The sequence below is a fragment of the Ruegeria sp. CDSC051 genome, from assembly GCF_059610665.1.
The window spans coordinates 50381-74652 of record NZ_JBXWOC010000007.1 but is presented as its reverse complement, the minus strand read 5'-3'; the positions used below and the strand labels follow the sequence as shown (position 1 = coordinate 74652).

The following is a 24272-nucleotide window of genomic DNA, read 5'->3' as shown; positions in this document are numbered from 1 at the left end:
CCGATGATGGGATCAGGCAAAACGCACTAGGGTGCGGCTCTCAATGCTTTTGCGGATGGTCATGACGTTTGGGTCTTCGACCATGTCCAACGCGGAGTGCCCGATGGAGGGCCGTCCCTGATTGTCGAAGATGTTGAAGTAGGCGACCTCATCCGGGGTCATCTTCGACATGTAGATCCACTGATGATTCGGGTTTGCCGCCAACCCCATGATCTGTCCTTTGCGGTCGGGATAGATCAGATCAAGCAGGATCCAGTCTTCCGGGGCGACGCTCGACGGCAGGATAAACCCGAGCGGGGCTGAGTTGATCGCCGCCTCGATCGGTCGCCAGATGTTAATGAAGGCGTAGTGCCCCGCGCTCCATTTTGCCGCTGTATCAGCACCAAGAATGTCGATCAGTCGCTGTTCTGCGCCGTCAGGGCTGTAGTCGCTGTGGACGTTTCGCGCGGGCTTGCGCGCGGCGTCAGGGTCATCCACCCGGATCGTGTGATCAAAGATGATCACCTCCTGCGCGTCCAGCTTGGTCGTCAGAAGCGACGTCAGCTCTGCGTCGTACTCCGCTTGCCAGGCATCATCGTCTTGCGCGAACGAGACCGCTGTTGGGACGAAAGAAAACGCGACAGCGTCATCCTCGAATGATGGGTCTGTGGCTGACCTGCGCGCGTCGCGCACTTTCACTTCGGTTGGGGTGAGTTCTGGCGCGATCAGATTGCCAACGATGCCACCGGCATCAAGCTCGAACGCCTGACGCTCCGGTTTGTGGACGTGATAATTCACTGTCGCTGTCTGAGTCATTCCGCTCTCCGCTCTGTCTTGAGCTTTGACCTATACCGCTGCGCAGATATATAAACGGTAGATAATCGAATTCAGTTTTCTGGAAAAATATACAATATGGATACGCAAAGCCTCCGCCTCTTCGTCCTTGCTACTGAAACGCTGAACATCAGCGCGGCGGGCCGAACGCTAGGGATGGCACCGGCGGTAGCCAGCGCGCGGCTCGCAAAGCTTGAAAAACTGCTGGGCGCCGAATTGTTGCATCGATCCACGCGGAAAGTCTCGGTGTCCCTAGAGGGGCAGGACTTCTTGCCGTACGCCCGAGAGATGATCGAACAGGAAGAAGCGGCCCTCGCCGCATTCGGCAAAGGCAAGGCCGAGGTGAGCGGGACATTGCGCTTTGCCGCTCCAAGCACCTTTGCCCAGCTCTATATCGCGCCCCTGTTGCCCGCTTTTATGGATGCCTATCCAGACCTGACGCTCGATTTGCATTTATCAGATACCCAGTTCAACCTGATTGAGGGCAGCTATGATCTGGCCCTCCGCAATTCTATTCTGGAGGACAGCAGTCTGACGGCGCGCAAACTGGCAAACGACACACGTATTCTTTGTGCAGCACCAGACTATCTGGAAACACATGGGGTGCCCGGCACACCGGATGACCTCGCGGCGCACCGTCTGGTCGCCTTCAAGGATCTGGAGCCGCGCGCCTTGGTGTCAGATGACGGAGCCAAAGCAACATTCGACCTCCACAAAGCCTCCCACAGGCTGATCGTGAACGACGGGCTGACACAAGTGCGTGTCACGCTCAAGGGTGCCGGCATTTCGATTAACTCCCTCTGGGCAGTCCACAGCGAGCTGAATGATGGGTCCCTTGTGCAGGTGCTGCCCGGGTACACACTGGCGGACAATCCGGCGCTTTGGCTGATCTACCCCAAAAGCAACGTAGTCTCCGCAAAGGTCCGCGTCTTCATGGACTATCTGATCCAACAGATCGGACGGTCAGCGGCTTGGGCCGGGTCCTAGGCGCCACACCTCTATTATGTAGAGAAAACGAATTCTGTTATCAAAAATATGTCCATTCATACGCAATCTAAGCGTAATATCTGATGTCTCGGAAGCAACAGGCTTGACCATCAGAAAGTTGAGACAGGACATGACACAATCTGCATTAGAGCGCGCACGCGCCGTGGAACGCCCCACACGCGAAGCAATGCTGCAACGCGCCCCGCAAGTCGCGCAATTCTGGAATGACAACCAGGAGCTGTTCAAACACGCATGGAAGGAATGGGAGCAGACCAATCAAACCGCCTTGGATGCATCTGTTCATGACGACCGTCTCCGCGCAGCGGTCGAGGGGGCCTGGAAAGACCCGGCAACCGAAGGCGAAGTGAAAAAACTATGGGAAGAGGTCTTCCCCGGTGTCTACAAAACCCAGTTCTTTGACCCCGAACGGCTGTTCGTTTTGCGCAGCTATCTGGACAGCGTCGCCGATGCAGGCATTCCGCTGCGCCCACCCTATGGCATTTCCCTCAACCGGGGCGGTGCAATGCTTGACCCGCGCTCGGAAGGGCATCTAGGGGCCTCAGCCTTCCAGACGTTCTACCGCGACCTCATGAACACCTATATGCGGCCCATCTCACGGCTCTTGTTCCCGGATGTGATAGGATACGACACGCAGACCTTCGGGTTTTCCATCCAGTGGCAAGCAGATAAGGACACGTCGCTCCGGCCTCACTCAGACGCATCATCGGTCACGCTGAATATCAATCTAAATCTACCGGACGAGGCCTTTTCTGGCTCCGCTGTCAGCTTCATTGATCCCGCGTCGCGACGGGTCGAAAAACTGCACTTTGAGCCCGGCACGGCCTTGATCCACCACGGCAGCGTCCCCCATGCGTCTGAACCGATCACCGAAGGTCAACGCTCCAATTTCGTGCTGTGGCTCTACGGTCAAAACGGCCAGATCCCGCATCCTGGTGCGTTCGCGCCCACAATCGATCCGCGCGCGCGCTGGACGGTCCCGACCGATCCATCGGACGGGTTTGCGCCCTTCTGATCCGCGGACCTCGACAGGTTGGTTGGGTGATAGACGTCGCCCAGCCAACATAGCGGAGGCTCGTTGGCCGCTTTTTCAGATAATCTCGAAGCAGCCATTGGTGCAGGTTGCAGCATTCGTTGTTTTGGGCTCAAACCTGACATCTGCCGTATCTGTAGCCCCGGTAGCCTGATTGAGAACGCGAGGATCAAATCCATCCGACAACCGATAGTCGAGCGCCTTTAGCTGTGATCTTTCAGCAAGCGTTGCTTTTGCCGTGACCAGTCGCGCTTGGCCTGGGTTTCGCGCTTGTCGTGGTTTTTCTTACCCTTAGCGATGCCGATCTTAATCTTGGCCAGGCCCTTGTGGTTGAAATACAGGACCAGCGGCACAAGCGTCATGCCTTTGCGTTGGGTCGCGTTCCACAGATTAGACAGCTCTTTGCGCGACACCAATAGCTTACGGCGACGACGTTCTTCGTGTTTGAAGACCTTGGCCTGGTCGTAAGGGGCGACATAGCTGTTGACCAACCACAGCTCTCCGTCGTCAACCGTGGCATAGCTTTCGGCGATGTTAGAACCGCCTGCCCGCAGGGATTTGACCTCGGACCCGTGCAGCATGATGCCGCACTCGATATCCTCTTCGATCGCGTAATCGAAGCGGGCACGCCGGTTTTCGGCGATGACTTTGTAATTCGGGTCTGTCTTCTGCTTGGCCATGACGGGTTGATTTAGGCCCCTTGGGCGGGCCTTGCAAGCAGGTGCATCAGGATTTGGCCGAGATAATCAGATCGGGGCCGAAAATCGTGTCGGCGTGGTTGTGCAGGTAGATCTTCAGCCAGGGTGTAAACCGGTCGGGATGGCGCTGCACTTCGGCCAGCAGATCGTGGTAGTCGATCCAGCGGATATCCATCACTTCCTCGGGGTTCGGCTCGATCTTCAATGGCCCGCGGACATGAGCGAGGAAAACATCCACCACCTCATGCTCGATCAGGGAATTGCCGACATCGGCATGATATTCCAGCCGGTGACGATATTCGGGATACAGCCCAGTGATCCCCAGTTCCTCTTGCAGGCGACGCACTGCACAGACCGAGGGCATCTCACCCCAGTCAGGATGGGTACAACAGGTATTCGCCCACAGGCCGGGCGTGTGGTATTTGCCCATCGCCCGGCGCTGCAGCAAAATCTCGGTGCCGCGCACAACAAAGACCGACACCGCCTTGTGCCGCAGACCCTTTTCATGGGCTTCAAGCTTTTCAACGGGGGTCAATTCACCATCAACCCAGGCCGGGATCATGATTCCCATTTGTCGTCTCCTGCTGCCGATCCGCCTGTGCGACCGGGAATTCCGGAATAGCTTTGGCCTGATAGGCTTGGCTGTGGTGCAAAGCGGGCAATGCACCACGCGATTCCAAACTGGCGTCTATTGATCCGGTTATCAACCGCACGAAAGGCCGCAGGGGCTGCGGCCTTTTCTGGTCTTACCGATTGCGTGGTTTCCCAGGTTATTCGCCCGAAACACTGACGATATAGGCGTAAACGTCCTCAGCGCCCTTTTTCAGCTTGAAGGTCATTTTGGACTTGGCCGAGGTCTGATCCAGATAGGATTGCAGGAAGGCTTTGGGGTCCTGGGCATATTCGACAAAGGTTGCCTCGTCCCAGACCAAGCCGTTTTCACCGGCTTCGACAATGCTGTCACCGTATTTGAACCCTTCGACCGTCCCAGCAGTACGGCCTGCAACCCCATAGAGGTTCGGGCCGGTTTTTCCGCCCTTTACGATCACCTCGCCATCGGGATCAGCAATCAGATGGCAGGATTTGCATTTGTTGAAGGCTTTCTTGCCAGCTTCGGTGTCACCTTCAGCATAGACTGGAAGGGCCAGTAGGCCGGCAATTGCGGTCGCGAGGATACGATTCATAACTTTTGCTCCGATACGAATTGGCTGCACAGAAAGGACCTCTGGCGCAGCAGAGAGTCAACGCGCAGATTGCCGCGCGATGGCACTGTGTCACAGCCGGGATCGGGTCGTCCTTAACTTAAGTCATGTACGTCTGCCCAACAGGGCAGAAGATCGCCTGCACTGGGTGACGCCAGATAAATCGCACGGGCGATCGCCCGCGACAGGCAAACCGAGGCTGCATGCGCGATCATAGGCAGCACGCTTGGGTCAACAGCTTGACCGGAGGTGCTGATGCCGAAAACCAGATCACCATCTTGTGAAGTATGCGCAGGCACAATCGCGCGAGCGATGCCATCATGAGCTGTCACCGCCAGGCGGTGGCACTGTGTCTTGGTTAACGCTGCATCAGTTGCGACAATTGCAATGGCCGTGTTGGCCCGGTCCGGGTCAACCTGCCCCATAGCTAGAGCTTTGCGGCTTTGCTGAATCTGTGCTTGACCCGATGAGAGGTCTGGCCCCAGGCCGCCAAATTCGTTGTCGATCTCGAATGGCGCCGCCCAAAAGTGGCGATCCCCAGGTGTCGTGACGCTGCCGACCGGATTGGCTGCCACAAGCGCGCCTACAGTGATGCCGTCGTCCAGAACCAACGATGCAGAACCCAGGCCACCTTTTTGCATAGCCGCCAATGCGCCGGTTCCTGCCCCGACTGAACCGAGCGCAAAACGTTCTGCGGCAGCGTGGTAGGCTGCCTTTCCGAGAGCGCGGTATGGATTCTCGGACCAAGTTTTATCGCCGCCATTGAGTAAATCGAACAGAATTGCTCCCGGCACGATGGGCACAATCGCATTCCCGACAGCAAAGCCGCGCCCGTCGGCCCGCAAACCATCCGTAACCCCTGAGCAGGCGTCCAACCCGAAAGCCGAGCCACCAGACAGCACGATCGCATCGATTTGATCAACGGTTTTATCCGGTGCCAACAAGTCAGTTTCACGCGTGCCCGGCGCGCCCCCCATTACATGGACAGAAGCAACAAAGGGTTTGTCCGCTGTCAGAACAGTTGTGCCCGATTTCAACGCCTCGTCCTGCGCGTTGCCGACCTTCAGCCCTGGGACATCGGTGATCAGGTTTTTGGATCCGGGAGTCATCGAAACCTCTGACGTTGGGCAGGGAAGCGCGCCTCGGCACGCTGCCTCTGGCGGAGATATTTTGAGCCAAATGAAGTCCGGATCAAATGCATCGGCCCCCGTCCACTTCGAGCGTGGTGCCCGTAATCATACTGGCTTCATCCGAGCACAGAAAGCAGGCGGCGTTGGCCATGTCTTCGGGAGTCGAGAAGCGACCCAATGGGATGGTCGACAGGAATTTGGCGCGAATCTCGGGGGTGTCTTCGCCCATGAAGGATTTCAGCAATGGGGTTTCGCCCGCAACTGGGCAGATCGCGTTGACACGCACGCCGGACGGGGCGAGTTCCACCGCCATGGTTTTGGTTGCGGTGATCATCCAACCCTTGGACGCGTTATACCAGTTCAGGTTGGGGCGCGGAGACAGCCCGGCGGTTGAGGCGACGTTCAGGATCGCCCCGGTTCCGCGTGCCTTCATCATCGGCACAAAGGCGCGGGCGGTCAGATAGACGGATTTCATGTTCACGTTGAAGACACGGTCGAAATCCTCTTCGGAGACGTCTTCTAGCGGTGTAGGCAGATGGGTCACTCCGGCATTGTTGACCAGGATGTCGAGCCTGCCAAAGGCGTCGTGGGCGGTGTCCGCCATTTCCTGAACCGATGCCGTGCTGGCCACATCAACCTGCTGCGCGATGGCCTGCGCGCCCAGCGTTTCTGCCATTTCGCGGGCCGCAGCGCCGTTGATATCCGCGATCATAACGCGTGCGCCCTCTGCATTGAACTTCTGCGCGATACCGGCCCCGAACCCGGACGCGCCGCCTGTTACGATTGCGGTTTTTCCCTCCAACCTCATAGCTTTGCCTCCTTGTCGCCTGTCAAGGCAGAGTAGCAAGGCGCAAAGAAGTTACCAGATCAATCTTCGTCGACCCTGCCGCGCAGAGATTTGACATCCGAACGGGCCTTTTTGGCGGCCAATCGACGTTTGACCGAGCCATAGGTGGGCTTGGTGGCGATACGCCGTTTGGGTTTGACCAGCGCACGGGTGATCAGTTCAGCCAATCGCACCCGCGCAATCTCGCGGTTGCGAGCCTGGCTACGCGTTTCCTCGCACTGGATGATGATCGCGCCCTCTTTGGTCCAGCGCCGCCCAGCCAACCGTTTCAGCCGCGCCTTGACCGGATCAGGCAGTGAGGGCGAGCGCGCCGCTTCGAACCGCAACTCGACTGCGGTCGAAACCTTGTTCACGTTCTGCCCGCCAGGGCCGGAAGAGCGCACAAAGCTTTCGGTCATTTCCCAGTCTTGCAGGGTGATATCGTCATTGATCCGCAACATGGGGCGGACCTTACAAGTGCTGTGCGGAAACAAAAAGGGCCGCCCTAGCAGGACGGCCCTTCGAAAGTTCAGGAGGTTGGGTCGGTTAGATCAATCGACCAGCCGGAGCGAGCGCTCCGCCAAGGGCTGCCCTAACGGGCGATCCCCCCGGTTGTTCCAACACCTCTCTCCAATCTCTTTCTCGACACTGGATCACCTCCTTTTCTATCTGTTGCGGTTAACTAGGATGGTGACACAAGCTGTGCCATTCTCAAAGCGTTTTTTACACGGGCTGCGCGGTCAGGCGCGCAACGATCACCTTGAAGGGGATCAGCGCAATCAGCGCCAGCGACAACTTTACCAGCCAGTCCGCAAAGGCCAGCGTGACCCATAGGGGTGCCATCGGGCCAGACAGCATGAAGGGAACAGGCTCCCACGCCCAGTTGATCGCGGCGTCTGCATTGGCGCCGAAGATCGCGATCGAGGCAGAAAAGGCGATAGTGAAGAACAATGCTGTATCCAGCGCCGAACCCACTAGGGTCGAGACCAGCGGTGCGCGCCACCAGCGACCCCCGCGCATTGCATTGAACACGGTGACATCGGTCAGCTGGGCGATCAGGAAAGCAGTGCCAGAGGCAACAGCGATCCGCAGCGGCACAGCGGCATAGGTGAACCCGTCGCCCTGCAGCATGATCTGGCTGCCGATCAGCGAGCAGATGATGCCGGTGACGAACCCGGCAAACACGACCTTGCGGGCGGTTGCCACGCCATAGACGCGGTTCATGATGTCGGTGACCAGAAAGGCCAGCGGATAGGTGAAAGCACCCCAGGTCAACAGCCCGTCAAGGATCAGGAACTGGACCAGAATGTTCGAAGCCACAACGATGGTGGCCATGGCAAGGATGCCGGGAATAAAAGCGCGTTGCATATTTTGATGCCCGTTTTGACAAGGTAGCGGCGACTTGGCCAAGGGACTGTCCCAAGGCAAGCCGTGCGTTTAGACCTTTGTTTCAGGCCTGTCAATCGGGCAGCAGATATTCCACCAGTTCCGTCCGCTGAAGGGCCAGAAAATTGTCATCCGAAATCATCGTAACCCGCAACCTTCCCTGATCGTCACGCCAGACCGACAGGCCTTCGAGGTTGTCATGCGTCCCACGCGCGGTTTGCAGCAAGATCTCTTCGGATTGCGGTGTGTCACCATTCAGTTCCCAACGCCTGAGCTGCGACCGAAAGCCTGTCAGGGACACCGATCGTTCCAGCACATAGAACCGCCCGTCGGGGCCAAAATCCGCCGCCACTGGCAGGAACTTGCCCCGTTGCGGCAGGACAAAAGGTGTCGACCAGGCCTGACCATCCCAACGATACACCGGTATGTCCCCCGATACGGTACGGCTCTTTTCGGTCAGGGTGTACAGCCGCCCAAGCCCGTCAATGGCCAGCCCCTCGAACGAGCCGTTATGGTCAAGAACCTCAAAGGCTTTGGGGCGTGGCAGGACCTGCGCCGGGCCTGTCGGGTTGGGGTAATAGGCCACCCGGTGCACCCCCTCGAATGAGATATAGACCCCACCGTCAGGGGCGATTGCCAGGCCTTCGGAATCGCCCGCTGTGCCCACCAGAACCTTGCCGGTGCTGGACAGGATGGGCCAGTGCCGCTGGATCTCGATGCCAGTAATCTCATTCTCGTTTCGATCAATACGAGCGTCCAACATCGTTGCGCGATCACTCAGCGCGATCATACGGGTCCCACCGTCAAAGATGTGAATGCCCGAATATCCGCCGAACCAATCCGCCTGATGTCGCCAGGCAAAATTGTTCAGCAAAGCGGCAGGCTTTGCTCCCTCGGCCCAGACCATACCTGTCAGCAGCAGCGCCGCGATCAGTTGGATTGCAAGACGTTTGTGCATTGCTTGGGCAGATCGGCCAGCCGGTATTCGCGTCGTTTCTTGGGTGCTGGCGCGTTTGGATCGGGCGGCGGCGGGTTGAGGATGTTGTTCACCCATTGCTGTGCTTCGGCGCAACCATCACCCTTGGGCGGCGGATCCTGGTTCACGCAGCCGCTTGATCCCCTTGGACAGGCCAGCCGCACGTGGAAATGATAGTGATGGCCCCACCACGGCCGGATTTTACGCAGGTAAGCGCGGTTTCCCTTTTCGTCATTGCACATCTGCACCTTGGCACCGGGAAAGACGAATATCCGCGCCACGCGCTTGTCTTTTGCCGCTGCACGCAGCACTGCGTGATGCTGTTTGGTCCAGTTGCCGTTGACGAAGGCACCGTTCGAGCGGCGCAGGGAAATCGAAGAGATATTCTCGCGCGCCTTGCGGGAAAGACGCATGTTGTCACCGGGCAGCATCCAGATATCGATGTCCAGACCCAGCTGGTGGCTGCGGTGGCCCGATGTCATCGGCCCGCCGCGCGGCTGGCTGATATCGCCTATATAGAGACCATTCCATCCTGACTGCTTGGCCGCAAACCGGCTCAGATCCTGAACATAGTCGATCGCCTGCGGATGGCCCCAGTTGCGGTTGCGTGACAGGCGCATAGCCTGCCATGTGGGTCCGGTTTCGGGCAGTTGTACCGCCCCCGCCGCACAGCCGCGCGAATAACTGCCGAAAGCGGCCGGTTTTTGTTGTGAACTTTGCTTTTGGCCTCCGAATAACTGCTTGGCCAGCGGCTCTGAACCTGCGGTACCGGCGAATGTTATTGCCGCAATGACCGCGAAAAAACGTAATAAAATCATCTGCTCTGATCCCCTTCCGGTTTCACCCAGCGCATTAGGAACAGTCCCAGAATAAACAACAGAACTATGGGTGACACCCCCAGTCGCGCACTACCGGTCACAGTTGTGGCAATCCCGATCAACAACGGGGCCGCAAATGCGGTGGCGCGGCCGGACAAGCCATACAGGCCAAAGCTCTCGACCGGGGCAGCGGGATCGGTGTGGCGCACCATCAGAGAACGGCTGGCCGATTGTAGGATACCTCCCATGCCGCCGATCAGAACACCGCAACCAAAGAACACCAGATCCGGCAGGCCCGACCCTTCGGGCAGGGTGATGCCGTAGATCTGGGTCCGGTCCATCATCACGACGGTGATACAGACAAAGATCAGCACCCAGATCGCAACCAGAATGACAGGTTTGGGGCCGTATTTCTTGTCCAGCTTGCCGCCAAGCCAGGCAAAGGCTGCCGCAGCCAGAACGCTGACAATCCCGAATACGCCGATCTTGATCAGATCCCATTCCAGCACCAGCCGCGCATAAACGCCGCCAAAGGTATACAGCCCGTTCAGCGCATCGCGATAGAACATGGACGAGCCCAGATAGCTGGCCAGACTGACGCGATTGCGCAGGTTAGAGACTGATTTGACCAGCAGCTGCAGCGCCTCTTTGACGCTGCCTTTCTTTTCGACATCTGGATCGTCGCGCACCCACAGGAAATAGGGGATCATGAACAGAATGAACCACACGGCGGTGAACGGCCCGACAAATCGCGTGCCTTCGCGTGCTGCGGCGTCCAGACCAAAAACAGGGTCCATGCCGATCAGGGTCTTGCCATTACCCTGCTCAACAAACAGGGCCAGCATGATTGCCAGCGAGATAAGCCCGCCGAAATAGCCAAAGGCAAAACCCGAACCCGATATCTCGCCCACCTCACTGTCATCACCCAGATCGGGCAGCTGAGAATTGGCGAAGATCAGCGCGTATTCCGCCCCGACAAAACCCAGGCCAAAGGCCGACAGCATCAGCCACATGTTTGACCCGTCCGGCAACGTGTACCACAGCGCAGCAGAGCCCACCGCGTACATGATGGAAAAGCCGAATATCCATGGTATACGACGGCCCGAAACATCCGCCATCGCCCCCATCAGCGGGGCACCGAAGGCGATGATCAGCCCCACGATGGTCATGCAGTTCGCCCACACCGTCTGCGCCCGTGCGTCTGCGGCATCGGCGCCCAGACCGGCGTTCAGATAATACTCGGCGGCTACTCCGGCAAAATAGGGCCCAAAAACAAAGGTCACCAACAGCGTGTGATAGGGCTGACTTGCCCAGTCGAAGAACCACCAGCCCCAGATGCGTTTGCGCTTGGAAATCTCTGCCATACCTGCCCCGTTTTTTATTGTTGGCGTCATAAGACGGGGCTTTGGCTCAATTCGCAAGCGTTCTGTTGGCGCGGACTTGCTCTTTTGTGCAGGGGCGCTTAGGTCTCAGCAGATGCGAAATCCGGAGGCCCCATGCTGTCGTTGATCCAAATTCTGCTGCTGATTCTGGACATTGTCTGGTTCATCATTCTGGCCCATGTCATCATGAGCTGGCTGATCAATTTCCAGGTGCTGAACCTGCATCAACAGTTGGTTGCGCAGATCTGGTACGGGCTGAACCGCCTGTTAGAGCCGATTTACGGCCCGATCCGACGCGTTCTGCCTGCAATGGGCGGACTTGACCTGACGCCCCTGGTGGTTCTGATCGGTGTCTATGCGCTGCGTATTATCCTGATCAACAATATGGTCTATTTTGTCTGACCTCTTGTTCAGTGAATCTTAGTATGTGATTGTCCTGTCTTAAGAGCAGATAAACCTTAAAACAGGGCACCCCCGCACATGTTTGACGCCGCGCCTTTGCTGCGAGATGTCTTTGGATTCGACGACTTCCGTCCCGGTCAGGAAGAGATCGTCGATGCCGTCACGCTGGGCGAAAACGTGCTGGCCATCATGCCCACGGGCGGTGGCAAATCCCTGTGTTTCCAACTGCCTGCGCTGATGCGCGATGGGGTCACGGTGGTGATCTCTCCGCTGATTGCCCTGATGCGCGATCAGGTGCGCGGCTTGCAGGAAGCAGGCGTCGAGGCCGGCGCGCTAACATCCGGCAATACCCCCGAAGAAACCGATGCCGTGTGGGAAGCGTTGGAGGCCGGACGGCTCAAGCTGCTGTACATGGCTCCCGAACGTCTGGCCGCCGGATCGGCGCTGGGCATGTTGCGGCGGATCAATGTCAGCCTGATTGCGGTGGACGAGGCGCATTGCGTCAGTCAATGGGGCCATGATTTCCGCCCCGACTACCTTCGGATCGGAGAGCTGCGGCGTGCGCTGGATGTGCCTTTGGCCGCTTTCACCGCCACAGCAGATGCGGAAACGCAGGACGAGATTGTCGAAAAGCTGTTTGACGGCACGGCCCCGCGCAAATTTCTGCGCGGGTTCGACCGGCCCAACATCCACCTGGCCTTTGCCGCCAAGGATGGGCCCCGCAAACAGATCCTGGATTTTGCCGCCGCGCGCAAAACCCAATCCGGCATTGTCTATTGCGGCACTCGTAACAAGACCGAGGTTCTGGCACAGGCCCTGCGTGCCGAAGGCCACACCGCCTGTCACTATCACGGCGGCATGGATCCCGAGGATCGCCGCATCGTCGAGACCCGCTTTGCGCGCGAGGATGGTCTGATCGTGGTGGCCACGGTTGCCTTTGGCATGGGCATAGACAAGCCCGATATCCGCTGGGTCGCCCATGCGGACCTGCCCAAATCCATCGAAGCTTATTATCAGGAAATCGGCCGCGCCGGGCGTGATGGCGCCCCGGCAGAAACCCTGACCCTGTTTGGGGCAGATGACATTCGCCTGCGCCGGTCACAGATAGACGAGGGGCTTGCTCCCTCTGACCGGCGGATGGCCGATCACGCCCGTTTGAACGCCCTACTTGGCCTGGCCGAGGCGCTGGCCTGCCGCCGTCAGACTTTGCTGGGTTATTTCGGTGAACAGACCGAACCCTGTGGCAAATGCGATCTGTGTGACAGCCCGCCGGAAGTGTTCGATGGCACCACCCCGGTTCGTATGGCCCTGTCCGCGATCCTGCGCACCGAGGAATGGTTCGGCGCAGGCCATCTGATCGACATCCTGTTGGGCAACGAAACCGACAAGATCCGCGCCCGCCGACATGACAATCTGTCGACCTATGGCATTGGCAAGGACTGGTCGCGGCCCCAGTGGCAAGCGATTTTCCGGCAGATGATGGGCCATGATCTGGTCCGCCCTGATCCCGACCGCCACGGTGCGCTGCGCATGACTGAGGCCGCCAAGCCGATCCTGAAAGGCGAGGCGCAGATCAACCTGCGTAAGGACACGATCCGCAAAGCAACCCGTCGGCCTGCAGTCAAAGAGATGGTATCCGAAGAAGACGCACCGCTGCTGAGCGCACTGAAGGCGAAACGCCGTGCGCTGGCCGAATCCGCGCGGGTCCCGGCCTATGTTATTTTTCCCGATCGCACCCTGATCGAAATGGCGGAAACCCGCCCTGCAACGCTGGACGATATGGCCCGGATCAGCGGGATCGGTGCTAAAAAGCTGGAACGCTACGGGGCCACGTTTCTGGAGGTTCTGACCGGCGCGGTCGAAGAACTGCACCCGGCCCGCCGCAAACTGGCCGGGCGCGATCAGGGTGAGATTTACGACCGCCTGCTCGAAGTTCAGTCGCAACTGTCGCGCGGCCCTGATGGAATCGACAAGCCGCTGACCTGTACCGCCTCGCAACTGGCAAAGGTGGCGCAGTTGCGATCAGACGACCCACGCGCCATCGAACAGGTTCTGGGTGACCGCCGTCACGAAAGGTTTGGAGCCGCCTTTCTGGACGTGCTGCGTATGGCAAGCTAGATACCCACCAACAGGCAAGAAACGAGGGCGACTATGCTGGTAGTGATTTCCCCGGCCAAACGGCTGGATTGGGCAGAACGGAATGTTGAGGTCACGCAACCCGACTTTCAGGATGACGCGATCCGCCTGTCGAAAACCGCCCGCAATCTGACGCTGGGCGACCTGAAAAAGCTGATGGATCTGAGCGATGATCTGGCCCGCCTGAACCGCGACCGTTATCGCGCCTTTTCGGACGCCCCCGATGCTGTGGCGACACGCCCGGCCGCACTGGCCTTTGCCGGAGACACCTATCAGGGGCTCGAAGCGACTTCGCTGGATGCGGAAGAGATGGCCTGGGCCCAGGACCGCCTGCGTATCCTGTCCGGACTGTATGGCATATTGCGTCCGCTGGACGCCATTCAACCCTATCGGCTTGAGATGGGCAGTAGGCTGAAGACCCGGCGCGGCAAGAACCTGTACGATTATTGGCGCGACCAACTAAGCAAGGCGCTGAACGCTCAGGCAGCCGGGATCGGTAGCGATGTGCTGTTGAATTGCGCCAGTCAGGAATATTTCGGTGCAGTAGACCCCAAAGCGCTGAAATTACGGGTCATCACGCCGGTCTTCATGGAAGACAAGGGCGGCACGCCAAAGATCGTCAGCTTCTTTGCCAAAAAGGCACGCGGGGCGATGGCACGCTATGTCATTCAACACCGTCTGTCCGATCCCACCAGCCTGACAGAGTTCGACTCGGGCGGCTATGAATACCGCCCCGACCTGTCAGAGAACGACAAGCCGGTCTTTATCCGGCCCTATCAGGCCTCAGCCAGCATCGACGGGTCGTAAGAGACCAGTTCAACTGTGTTGCCTTCTGGGTCTTCGGTGAAAATTCCGCGCCAACCAACCCATCCGAACTGCTCGACGCGATAGGGTTGGCCGATCTTGTCATACCAACTCATGACCGCCGCCTGCTCGTCGAAGGGCAGCGACAATGCGATATGATGCAGCGACGATCCCGCTCCTGTTACGGGATCTTCGGCACCGGCCCGATGTTGCCCCGGTCGTGGCGCGGTGCTGTGGTGAAACAGGGCCAGAACTTGCGTATGGCCGCCAAACCCCTCGGCTATCCGGAAGAAGGTTATAGCGCTGTCATGGTCACCGCTCAGACGCTGCAGGCCGATCACCTGTTCATAGAACTGCACCATAGCGGCCATATCTGCGCAGCGAATGGCAATCTCGCCCAGCGCGCGGGGGTGAAATCCACGGTCATCAGTCATGTCGGCAGCCTAGAACGCTCGGGTTTCGTCATCAAGAACCGGTTGCGTTCCGTCTGGCCGATGGTCAAGGATCATCTGGTGGATTTTCTGTTTTTGCAGCGGTTTGGTCAGGTAGTAGTCCAATCCAGCCGATAAAATACCCTGATCATCTCCGCTCATTGCATGTGCGGTCAGGGCTACGATCGGGACGTGCTGATTGGTTTCAACCTCGCGGCGGCGGATTTCACCTGTGGCCTGTTTACCATCCATTCCGGGCATCGAGATATCCATGAATATCAAATCCGGGTCGAATTCCAGATGGGCGGCGACCGCCTCAAGCCCGTTGCCCGCAAAGCGAAGATCAATGTTCAGATCCTTGACCATTTTGCGCAGGATCAGCTGGTTGGTCTTGTTGTCCTCAGCAGCCAGAACCCGCATGAGCCTTTGATCCCCGGCAATCGGTCTGACCTGCGCAACCGTTGGGTTTTGCGTGTCGGAACCATTCGATATCGAATCCGCTGATCGTCCCAGAGCGGTCAGACGTGCATATAATTCTGAACGAGGGATCGGCTTTTGCAACACTCCGTCAATAAGCTCGCAGGCCGGATGAGCATGAATCACGCCGGGATTGGCCGACATGACCACGACAGAGGTATCCGTCCACCCCCGGCCCTTTATCGTGGCCGCCAAATCCAGCCCGTCCATGTCCGGCAGATCGTGATCGCACAGCACCAGATCTACCGTGTCATCAAGCTTAGCCAGCGCCTCGGTTCCGGTTGTACATTCGGTAACCTTGGCACCTAGGCGACCAAGTTGCTTTGACAGGATCGCTCGATTGACAGCCAGACCTTCAACCACAACCACATGGCGCAGACATCCTTCCATATTCGGTGGGGCGGGTTGCGGACCCTCGACCGTCGGCAGCGTTATCCGAAATCCAAAACAGGACCCCTGGCCCGGCTCGCTTTCGACCCAGATGGCACCGTCCATCAATTTGATCAGTCGTTTGGTGATGGCCAGACCCAACCCGGTCCCTTCAAACTGTCGGTTTTGTTCATCCTCGACCTGATTGAATTCACCAAAGATATGCGCCGCTTTATCCTCGGCAATACCGATACCGGTATCTTCTATGGCAACATGAATATCACAGGCCTGAGCCTCCACGCGGGGGACCCCCGTGACGCGGATCAAGACATGCCCTTCCGCCGTGAACTTGACCGCGTTTCCAACCAGATTGGTCAAGACCTGACGCACCCGGCCCGGATCGCCCACGAACAGGGTTGGCAAAAACAGGTCATAGTCGACTAAAAGGCTTAAACCCTTGTCACGAACACTGGGCTGCAGCAGCATCGCCACCTCAAGGATACAGCGTTCGAAATCGAACTGTTCGGGGTGTAGGACCAGCTTATCCGCCTCAATCTTCGAGTAATCCAGAACATCGTTGATGATCACCAGCAAGGCTTCACCGGAATTGCGGATCGTGTTGAGATAGAGCCGTTGTTCTTCATCCAGCGCGGTTTCGGTCATCAACTCGGTCATGCCAACAATACCGTTCATAGGCGTGCGGATTTCATGGCTCATATTGGCCAGGAATGCAGATTTCGCGCGGTTTGCAGCCTCGGCCCGTTCGCGCGCAGCGGTCAGTTCGGCCTGATGCCGGACCGAGGCGGTTATATCAAGCGCAAGGCTGACCACATCGCCACCGCCACCGCGTTGATCAATCAGCTTGATATAGAGCCCGTTCCACAGCTTGACGATTTCTGACGGCGGGTTGGACAACTTCCAACGGGCCAGCATCCTGGCGCGCCAATCATCCTGCGCCTCGTCCACGGTATCAATCAGACCCTCCTGCGTGAGGGTTTCCAGAATTCTGCCATAGCTGATGCCGGGCGCTACTTCATCCAGCCCCTCAAACAGGCTGAAATATGAGGCATTTGCCCCGATCAACCGGCTCTCTTCGTCGAAGAATGCAAACCCGTCTGGGAAGGTCTGGATCGAATGCCATAGCCGCCGTTCGGCCACTTCGATCTTGGCATTGGCCAATGTCAGGTCCGATTTAACTTTTTCATTTTCATCGCGCACCGTCTCAACCTCGGCCCGCGTTTCACCAATGCGTTTAGTCAGAGCCATCGCGTGCAGGCCCAATTTCCGGTTGGCCGCTGATAGTTCGGCCTGTTTCATCTCCAGCAGACGTTCAGCGGCAAGCCGTGCGCGTCTTTCCTGTGCCAGTTTGGTTGCAAGACTCATCAAAGGTGATCCCGGTACAATCTGCCCACAGCATCCTGACAGAGCGTGAAAAAGTGTTTAAGCCGTGCCTGTTGCCACAGACCAATGGCAGGCTCAGAGGCCGCAAACGTCCAAAACTGCCTGCCTCGCCGGTACCTGCCTTTTCCTACTCAACGCAAAATCTGCGGTATCTGAATGCGCGAAAGGCGCTCAGATCAAAAAAACTGTGTGGGATTACACGACAAACCTGACGTAGCAAAGCCGGTTCAAACGGTGCTTTACCATGACATGATGCTGGTGAATGGGGCCACAATCAGCGTTGTGGTCGAATGACCTAACGCCGACCTTCGCGCAGCCAACCCGCCAGAAGGAAACCACCGGCCAGCAAAAGCACCAGCCAGGGCGGCAGAACACCAGCCTGTGTTACAGAGCTGGTCTGGTAGGCATCGCGCGGGGTCAGCCCGATCCAACCGCGCCCCGATGCTGGCCGCCCAGCGCGGACATTGCGGATCGAAGGCAAACCGTCCTCGACCCGGATCACACCGCCGCGCAATTCGGCCAGAACCGGCTCAAGGATCTGATCGGTAGCAATCGTGCGTTCAAATTCTTTGGGGGCCGCAGGGCCCAACCCGATCACCGCCGAATGTTCACCCTCTTGCAGACGATAGAGGCCAATCTCGGGGCCGAAGATCTGAGCTTCGAACCGCCCCGGAGAAACTTCGTTCAGCGTCACCTCAAGTGTTTCGCCATTGGGCTGCGTGATGGTAACCGCTCCGACGTCATCCCCCAGGGTTTGACGGATGACGCGCATGATTTGACCATTTGCTTCGGCCCACAGAGCCTCTTCCTCAAGCTCGGGTTCTTTCATCATCCAATGTGCCAATCGCCGTAGAAGTTCAAGCTGCGGACCACCGCCGTCGAAGCCACGGCTCCAGAGCCAAGCGTGGTCAGAGGCCAGCATTGCCACGCGCCCCTCTCCGACCCGGTCCAGCACCAGCAGCGGCCGGTCATCGACGCCGGTCATCAGCGTTTCACCTGATCGGAACAGGACATCAACCTGGCGCAACCATGCACCCCAATGCTCGGAATCGCCCAGATCCGTGGTCACCGGGTGCCGGTGCCCCATATCTGTAACTGTGGGCACAAAGCGTTCTTCGATGACCCGCGCGGTGGGTTGCGCCGGAAGAATCGGCGCCAGCGGCGAGCGGAAGATACTGTCGGCGCTGGCAAAATCAGGACCAGCCGCAATCAGAACCGCACCACCATCATTGATGTAATTGGTGACATTCTCCAGATAGACCGCAGGCAGAATACCGCGCCGCTTATAGCGATCAAAGATGATCAGATCGAAATCGTTGATCTTTTCCAGAAACAGTTCTCGAGTCGGAAAAGCGATCAAAGACAACTCGTCCACAGGCACACCATCCTGCTTTTCAGGCGGTCGCAGGATCGTGAAATGCACCAGATCAACCGAGCTGTCGGATTTCAGAAGGTTCCGCCAGGTCCGTCCACCTGGATGCGGTTCACCCGAAACCAGCAGCACCCGCAGACGGTCGCGCACACCGTTCATCTGAATCAGTGCGGTGTTGTTGCGGTCGGTCAACTCTCCTTCGACGCCGGGTACGGTAAACTGGATGACATTCCGCCCGCCATGGGACAGCTTGACCGGTAGCTCGACATCGACACCGATTGGAATGGTGAAATGCTCTGGCGCATTGCCATCAACCGAAATTTCCAAAGGCGCATTCGCAGCCGCAACAGGAACTGCGCCGCTATCCTCAACCCGCAACGTCAGCGTGACCGGCTCTCCGATAATGGCAAAAGCCGGTGCATTGCGGACGATCAGACGGCGGTCCCAGTCGCTGGCCCGCCCAGTCTGCAACAGGTGCATCGGTGCAGGCAGGTCAGGGGCCTGATCAACGTCATGCACGATCCCGTCCGAAAGCACGAGGATCCCCGCAATGCGCGCACGGGGTTCCTCGGCCAGGACTTTGTTCAGCGCAGCCATGACCTGTGTGCCCTCATCCCCATCGCTGTCACCCACCCGGATCCGGCGCAGCTCGGTATTGTCGCGCGCGTCGATCTCGGCCGCCAGTTCGGCAGCGGCCTGTGCGGTCTGTTCCGCGCGATCGGACAGGGTCTGGCTGGCGCTTTCATCCTCGATCATCACCACGATGTCGGTCAGCGGAGTGCGATCTTCGACCTGATAAACAGGCCCCGCCATGGCCACGATCACGACCAGGGCGGCCAACCCGCGCAAAGCCCAGCCAGACAGGCCCCGCCACAGGGCTAGAACAACGCCTGATATGGCAATCGCGGCAACGACCATCAGAACGGGCCACGGAATCAGAGGGGCAAAGATAACGGTTCCGGTCATTGTCCCAACCTGTCCAGCAGCGCAGGCACATGGACCTGATCCGATTTGTAATTCCCGGTCAGCACATGCATCACCAGATTGACGCCAAACCGATTGGCCAATTCCCGCTGCCGCTCACCGGCATATCCGCGCCCGACCGGCAACAAGGCCTGCGCGTTTCGGTCGACGGCCCAGGCTCCGGCCCAGTCATTCCCGCCGATCACTACCGGGGTCACATTGTCGTTGAGGTTGCGGAACGGCATGCCGTCGATTTGTTCCGCATCCGGCGGGGCGGCTTCGACCCAAATCTCGGTACCGGCATATCGGCCCGGGAAATCCTGCAGCAAATAGAAGGCCCGCGTCAGAACATGGTCATCCGGAACAGGCTCTAACGAAGGGATATTCAGCGGGGCGGCCAGTTGTTGCAGCTTGCGGCCGTTGGGGCTGGCTGCACCGAAACGCGCCACATCCGCGTCGCGCGTGTCGAACAGGATCATGCCGCCCGAGCGGAGATAGGCATTCAGCTTGGCATAGGCTTCGTCCGAGGGTTGCGGCTGTTCCGGCGTGATCGGCCAGTACAGCAGCGGGAAAAACGCCAGCTCGTCCCGTTCCAGATCAACGCCGATGGGCTCTGCCGGCTCGACCGAAGTGCGGAAGAACAAAGTTTGCGCCAAGCCACGCATCCCGGCGCCCGCGATATCGTCAACCTGCGCGTTTCCGGTCATGACATGAGCCAGTACCAGCTCTTGCGTTGCCATCAGGGCAAAATCGGTTTCCTCGGGCGTCTGAGCCTGAAGGTCAGGTGCAATCAGCAACGCACCCAGCGCCATCGCCGCGGCCCGGGCCAGCCCAAGTCGCCCCGACAACAGAAGTGACGCAATGACGTCCACCGTCAGCAAGATCAGCGCGAGGCTAAGCAAAATGCCCCCGACCGGCGTTTCGGCGCTGATTTCCTGCCCTTTGATCGGCACATCAGATGGCCAGATGGCTGGCGTCAGCACCGTATCCGCATCCAGTACATTCAGCGCCAGTTTTTGCTTGCCGCTTTCATACAGGCCCGGCCGCAGGTCCGGCCCGATTGCGCCCGAGGCCAGATCAACCCCATCGACACCGGCCAGGTTATCCGCATCCGACAAACCTCCGAACCCATCCATGACCTGCAGCGGTTCCCAGGTCGTGCCCTGTAGTTGCGATTCTTCCCGGGATTTCGCAGCCGAGGCAACGGCGAGCCGGTCCAGCATCTCGACAAACAGGCCCGAGAGGGGAAGGCTCGACCATTCGGCATCAGCGGTGACATGGAACAGCACCACCTGCCCCAACCCCAACGCCTTGCGCGTGACCAGAGGCGTGCCATCCGTCAGCGATGCAATCACCCGATCAGCCAAATTAGGGTCTGGTTGCGCCATGACCTGTGTGGTCACGGAAACATCCAGTGGCACGCGCAGCCCGTAGAAAGGAGACGTTTCGGGGAACGGAGCCAGACCTTTGGCCTCACCCCAGCTCATCGCGCCGCCGACCGAACGGCCACCGCTGCGCAGGCGCACCGGCAGCAAGGTATCCTCGACATCCCGCCCCAGATCGCTAGCGGCCATGCGCGGCCCGGCAAAGCGCAACAGCAGCCCGCCCTGTTCGACCCATTCGGTCACCGCCAGTTGTTCCGCTTCGGCCAATTTCGCCACATCCGCCAGAACAATCACATCCGGATTGGCGGGCAACACATCCATTAACCCGCCCTCGACAAAATCCGCGGTCGGGACCAAAACCTGCGTCAGATAATGTAGCGGCGACAACAGCTCTAACCCTTCACGGTTCAAACTGCCCGCAAGCAGGGCCACCTCACGCCTGCGCAGGCTGTCATCGGTCAGCGTTACGGCACCCGCCGTCCGCTGGCCCTGAATCTCGAACCGGGTGATTCTGGCCCGTAGTTCCGAGGGCAGCGCCAGCTCCACCTGAGCAAGCGTTTCGCCTTCAGCAAAGACGACATTGGCGGATTGCAGAACCCGCATTGCGCCCGCCGGATCGCGCCCCTGTGCCAAAATGGTCAGGATGTTTTCCGGACCAGCAGTGGCGCGTTGGGCCGTCAGTTGAATGACACCATCCTGATAGGCGGCGGGCAGAATCGCATAAACAGGCGAGCCTGACTGGTACACGGTCACTTCCCCGCGCGATTGCAACGCAGCCAGAACCGTTTCCCGACCCGCAAATCCCAGACCGTCGCTGAACCAATATGTATCAAAACCACCATCAAGCTGATCCAGCACATCGAGCACCTGATCCATCTGCAGCTGAGTTGGTTGCCAGGGCATCGGAGTCACCCCCGGAAGCCGACCCCGCCACGCTTCGGCGGCCTGAAAGACTGGGGCTTCTGGCTCCGTCAAGTTGAGCAAGGCCACCGTGCGTCCGGCGCGTCCGGCCTCGGTCAGCTGCGTATCAAGCTGGTCCTGAAGCGATGGCCAGCCGCTTGCACCTGCCCAGCTGGCATCCAGCACCAACAACAGCGGCCCCGAACCCACCTGATCCCGCGAGGGATTCAAAACCGGCCCGGCCAGACCGATAATGATCGCCGCCGCCGCCAGCATTCGCAACAGCAGCAGCCACCATGGTGTCCGATCCGAAACACTCTCGTCGTCCTTCAGCCCCAGCAGCAGCGTTACGGCCGGAAACATTCGCCGGATCGGCGCAGGCGGCACAGCGCGCAGGAACAGCCACAGGATGGGCAGGGTCAACAATCCCAGCAACACCCAGGGCGCGGTAAAGCCTATCCCAGCCAAAACCGTCATACTCTGCCCCCGTCCAAAGCGCGATACAGCCATAACAGAGCCGCCTGTGCGCTGTCGCCAGTGTGGTGCAGCCCCAGTTGCCATCCCGTCACCCGACACAAGCGCATCAAGGCATCCTTTCGTTCGGCAAGGCGCGCAAGATACCGGTCGCGAAGATCAGAAGCCTTGAGCGTTTCATGCCGGGCCGAGCCGCCCACGCTTTCGAAAATGGTACGCCCGCGATAGGGGAAATTCTCTTCACCGGGATCCAGCACCTGCAGGACCACCCCGCGCACGCCACGATCCGCAGCTTTGGACAGTGCCAGTTCAACCTCTTCCATCGGGCCAAGAAAATCAGAGATGAACACCGCCCGCGCATGGGGGATCATGGCGCGGTGCTCGGGTGGCGCATAGTCGGCTTGATCATCCTCGGACCAGGCCTGCGCAAGCCGGATGATCTGTGCGTTGCCGCGCCGGGGCGGCAGAGTTGTGCCCGTCAGGCCCACACGCTCACCACCGCGCGCCAGCAGGATCGAAGTTGCCAGGCCCAGCAACCGCGCCCGATCCGCCTTGGTCGGTAGCGCAGCGTCCGAGGCAAAGCGCATAGACGCGCCCTGATCCACCCACAGCATCACCGATTGGGCAATCTGCCATTCGCGTTCGCGCACAAATTGTTGATCGCCACGGGCCGAGCGGCGGTGGTCGATCATCCGGCGGCTGTCGCCAACCTGTGCCGGGCGGTATTGCCAGAAATCATCGCCCATCCCGGATCGGCGACGTCCATGGTCACCCAGCAGGACGGTTCCGGCCAGATGTTCCGCCCGCGCCAACAGGGGCGGCAACCGAGATGCCTCGGCCTCGGATCTTTCACGAAGGGTCAGCCCGGCATTCACGCCGCAGCCTCGGTTCGGATCAGCCCAAGCGCGGTCGAGTCAATCAGATCAGCCAGACTGTCACCGCGCGCCCGTGCCGCAAAGTTCAGCGCCATACGATGGCTGAGGACAGGGCGGGCCATCTCAAGAACATCTTCGGCGTTGGGGGCCAGTCGCCCCTGCAACATGGCGTTGGCACGCACCGTCATCATCAACGCCTGCGCCGCGCGGGGGCCAGGGCCCCAGGCCACGGTTTCGGCCACACGATCGGACACGCCTGCTTCGCCAGGGCGGAACGCGCGGACCAGATCCAGAATCAGTTCGACCACAGACTCGCCGACCGGCATCCGGCGCAACAGAAGCTGCGCCGCCAGCAATTCCTCTTTGGTGAAAATCTGATGGGCGTCGTCTTCTTCGACACCGGTCGTGGCCAGAAGGATATCCCGCTCGGTCTGACGATCCGGGTATTCGACGTCAATCTGCACCAAAAAGCGGTCCAACTGCGCCTCCGGCAGCGGATAGGTGCCTTCTTGTTCAATCGGGTTTTGCGTGGCCAGCACGTGAAAAGGCTCATCCAGCGCACGATCCTCGCCCGCAACGGTGACGGTGCGTTCCTGCATCGCTTGCAGCAAGGCCGACTGTGTGCGCGGGCTGGCGCGGTTGATCTCATCCGCCATCAGCAATTCACAGAAGATCGGTCCGGGAATGAACCGGAAGTGGCGACTGCCATCCTCGGCCGTATCCAGAACCTCGGACCCCAGAATATCAGCCGGCATCAGATCCGGCGTGAACTGGATACGGTTGCCATGCAGGCCCATCACGGTCGACAAAGTCTCAACCAGCCGGGTCTTGCCCAGCCCTGGCAATCCGATCAGCAATGCGTGCCCGCCGCATAACAGCGCGGCCAGCGTCAGGTCCACGACCCGCTCTTGCCCGATAAAGCGTCGGGTGATCGAGGCCTTGGCCTCTTGCAGTTTGGTTTCCAGCGCTTCGATCTCGGATACGAGGTCGGCAGGTTCGCTCATGACTTTCCCT

The 24272-nt window shown here is 59.2% G+C and carries 22 protein-coding genes; 5 read left to right on the top strand and 17 right to left on the bottom strand.

Annotation, left to right across the window (positions count from 1 at the left end; genetic code table 11):
• Positions 1-12: 12 nt before the first annotated feature.
• Positions 13-795 carry a CmcJ/NvfI family oxidoreductase gene (locus tag AC2FH0_RS15995; protein WP_496692789.1) on the bottom strand — a complete coding sequence of 261 codons (783 nt, stop codon included), beginning with the start codon at positions 793-795 and terminating at the stop codon, positions 13-15.
• A gap of 96 nt (positions 796-891) precedes the next feature.
• Between AC2FH0_RS15995 and AC2FH0_RS15990 the strand changes: the two genes are divergently transcribed.
• Together AC2FH0_RS15990 and AC2FH0_RS15985 are read left to right on the top strand one after the other, a co-directional pair.
• Positions 892-1800: a LysR family transcriptional regulator gene (locus AC2FH0_RS15990; RefSeq protein ID WP_271951652.1), complete on the top strand. Its 909-nt coding sequence runs from the start codon at positions 892-894 to the stop codon at positions 1798-1800.
• A gap of 130 nt (positions 1801-1930) precedes the next feature.
• Positions 1931-2833, top strand: a complete 903-nt coding sequence (locus AC2FH0_RS15985) for a 2OG-Fe(II) oxygenase family protein (RefSeq protein WP_496692791.1) — start codon at positions 1931-1933, stop codon at positions 2831-2833.
• 221 nt (positions 2834-3054) lie between these two features.
• Here AC2FH0_RS15985 and smpB read toward each other — a convergent pair whose 3' ends face one another.
• The 10 genes from smpB to AC2FH0_RS15935 form a co-directional block, all read right to left on the bottom strand.
• A complete protein-coding gene (gene smpB / locus AC2FH0_RS15980) occupies positions 3055-3531 on the bottom strand; it encodes an SsrA-binding protein SmpB (RefSeq protein ID WP_496692792.1) in 477 nt (158 codons plus the stop codon).
• A gap of 46 nt (positions 3532-3577) precedes the next feature.
• Positions 3578-4120, bottom strand: coding sequence for an isopentenyl-diphosphate Delta-isomerase (gene idi, locus AC2FH0_RS15975; RefSeq protein ID WP_271951847.1), 543 nt, complete (start codon positions 4118-4120; stop codon positions 3578-3580).
• Between the two features lie 199 nt (positions 4121-4319).
• The gene (locus tag AC2FH0_RS15970; RefSeq protein WP_142638581.1) at positions 4320-4733 is read right to left on the bottom strand and encodes a c-type cytochrome; all 414 of its coding nucleotides are present in this window, start codon (positions 4731-4733) and stop codon (positions 4320-4322) included.
• 113 nt (positions 4734-4846) lie between these two features.
• Positions 4847-5860 carry a P1 family peptidase gene (locus AC2FH0_RS15965; protein ID WP_496692793.1) on the bottom strand — a complete coding sequence of 338 codons (1014 nt, stop codon included), beginning with the start codon at positions 5858-5860 and terminating at the stop codon, positions 4847-4849.
• An 82-nt stretch (positions 5861-5942) separates the two neighbouring features.
• Complete coding sequence (locus AC2FH0_RS15960) at positions 5943-6689, bottom strand: SDR family oxidoreductase (RefSeq protein ID WP_496789796.1); 747 nt, start codon at positions 6687-6689, stop codon at positions 5943-5945.
• A gap of 59 nt (positions 6690-6748) precedes the next feature.
• Positions 6749-7168 (bottom strand): alternative ribosome rescue aminoacyl-tRNA hydrolase ArfB, encoded by a 420-nt coding sequence (arfB, locus tag AC2FH0_RS15955; RefSeq protein ID WP_142638575.1) that lies wholly within the window; start codon positions 7166-7168, stop codon positions 6749-6751.
• A gap of 262 nt (positions 7169-7430) precedes the next feature.
• Entirely contained in the window at positions 7431-8075 is a 645-nt protein-coding gene (locus AC2FH0_RS15950; RefSeq protein WP_496789794.1) for a queuosine precursor transporter, read from the bottom strand.
• A 91-nt stretch (positions 8076-8166) separates the two neighbouring features.
• On the bottom strand, positions 8167-9051 hold the full coding sequence (locus tag AC2FH0_RS15945; protein WP_496789793.1) for an esterase-like activity of phytase family protein: 885 nt from the start codon (positions 9049-9051) through the stop codon (positions 8167-8169).
• The gene (mepA, locus tag AC2FH0_RS15940; RefSeq protein ID WP_271951836.1) at positions 9024-9887 is read right to left on the bottom strand and encodes a penicillin-insensitive murein endopeptidase; all 864 of its coding nucleotides are present in this window, start codon (positions 9885-9887) and stop codon (positions 9024-9026) included. Before mepA ends, AC2FH0_RS15945 begins: the two co-directional genes overlap by 28 nt.
• The gene (locus AC2FH0_RS15935) at positions 9884-11251 is read right to left on the bottom strand and encodes an MFS transporter (protein WP_496789876.1); all 1368 of its coding nucleotides are present in this window, start codon (positions 11249-11251) and stop codon (positions 9884-9886) included. Before AC2FH0_RS15935 ends, mepA begins: the two co-directional genes overlap by 4 nt.
• Before the next feature lie 132 nt (positions 11252-11383).
• On the opposite strand from AC2FH0_RS15935, the gene AC2FH0_RS15930 reads away from it, so the two are divergent.
• From AC2FH0_RS15930 to yaaA, 3 genes are all read left to right on the top strand, one after another.
• A complete protein-coding gene (locus AC2FH0_RS15930; RefSeq protein ID WP_271951835.1) occupies positions 11384-11671 on the top strand; it encodes a YggT family protein in 288 nt (95 codons plus the stop codon).
• A 78-nt stretch (positions 11672-11749) separates the two neighbouring features.
• Positions 11750-13789: a DNA helicase RecQ gene (gene recQ, locus AC2FH0_RS15925; RefSeq protein WP_496692798.1), complete on the top strand. Its 2040-nt coding sequence runs from the start codon at positions 11750-11752 to the stop codon at positions 13787-13789.
• A gap of 33 nt (positions 13790-13822) precedes the next feature.
• Complete coding sequence (gene yaaA / locus AC2FH0_RS15920; RefSeq protein WP_496789792.1) at positions 13823-14614, top strand: peroxide stress protein YaaA; 792 nt, start codon at positions 13823-13825, stop codon at positions 14612-14614.
• Here yaaA and AC2FH0_RS15915 read toward each other — a convergent pair.
• From AC2FH0_RS15915 to AC2FH0_RS15890, 6 genes are all read right to left on the bottom strand, one after another.
• Entirely contained in the window at positions 14584-15045 is a 462-nt protein-coding gene (locus AC2FH0_RS15915) for a VOC family protein (RefSeq protein WP_496709434.1), read from the bottom strand. The genes yaaA and AC2FH0_RS15915 overlap by 31 nt on opposite strands.
• A gap of 9 nt (positions 15046-15054) precedes the next feature.
• Positions 15055-17271, bottom strand: coding sequence for a response regulator (locus AC2FH0_RS15910; protein ID WP_496789791.1), 2217 nt, complete (start codon positions 17269-17271; stop codon positions 15055-15057).
• 313 nt (positions 17272-17584) lie between these two features.
• The gene (locus AC2FH0_RS15905; protein ID WP_496789789.1) at positions 17585-19627 is read right to left on the bottom strand and encodes a hypothetical protein; all 2043 of its coding nucleotides are present in this window, start codon (positions 19625-19627) and stop codon (positions 17585-17587) included.
• Entirely contained in the window at positions 19624-22386 is a 2763-nt protein-coding gene (locus AC2FH0_RS15900; protein WP_496789788.1) for a DUF4159 domain-containing protein, read from the bottom strand. Before AC2FH0_RS15900 ends, AC2FH0_RS15905 begins: the two co-directional genes overlap by 4 nt.
• Positions 22383-23258 (bottom strand): DUF58 domain-containing protein, encoded by an 876-nt coding sequence (locus tag AC2FH0_RS15895; protein WP_496697902.1) that lies wholly within the window; start codon positions 23256-23258, stop codon positions 22383-22385. Before AC2FH0_RS15895 ends, AC2FH0_RS15900 begins: the two co-directional genes overlap by 4 nt.
• Complete coding sequence (locus tag AC2FH0_RS15890; protein ID WP_271951824.1) at positions 23255-24262, bottom strand: AAA family ATPase; 1008 nt, start codon at positions 24260-24262, stop codon at positions 23255-23257. The genes AC2FH0_RS15895 and AC2FH0_RS15890 overlap by 4 nt, the downstream gene beginning before the upstream one ends.
• Positions 24263-24272 lie beyond the last annotated feature (10 nt).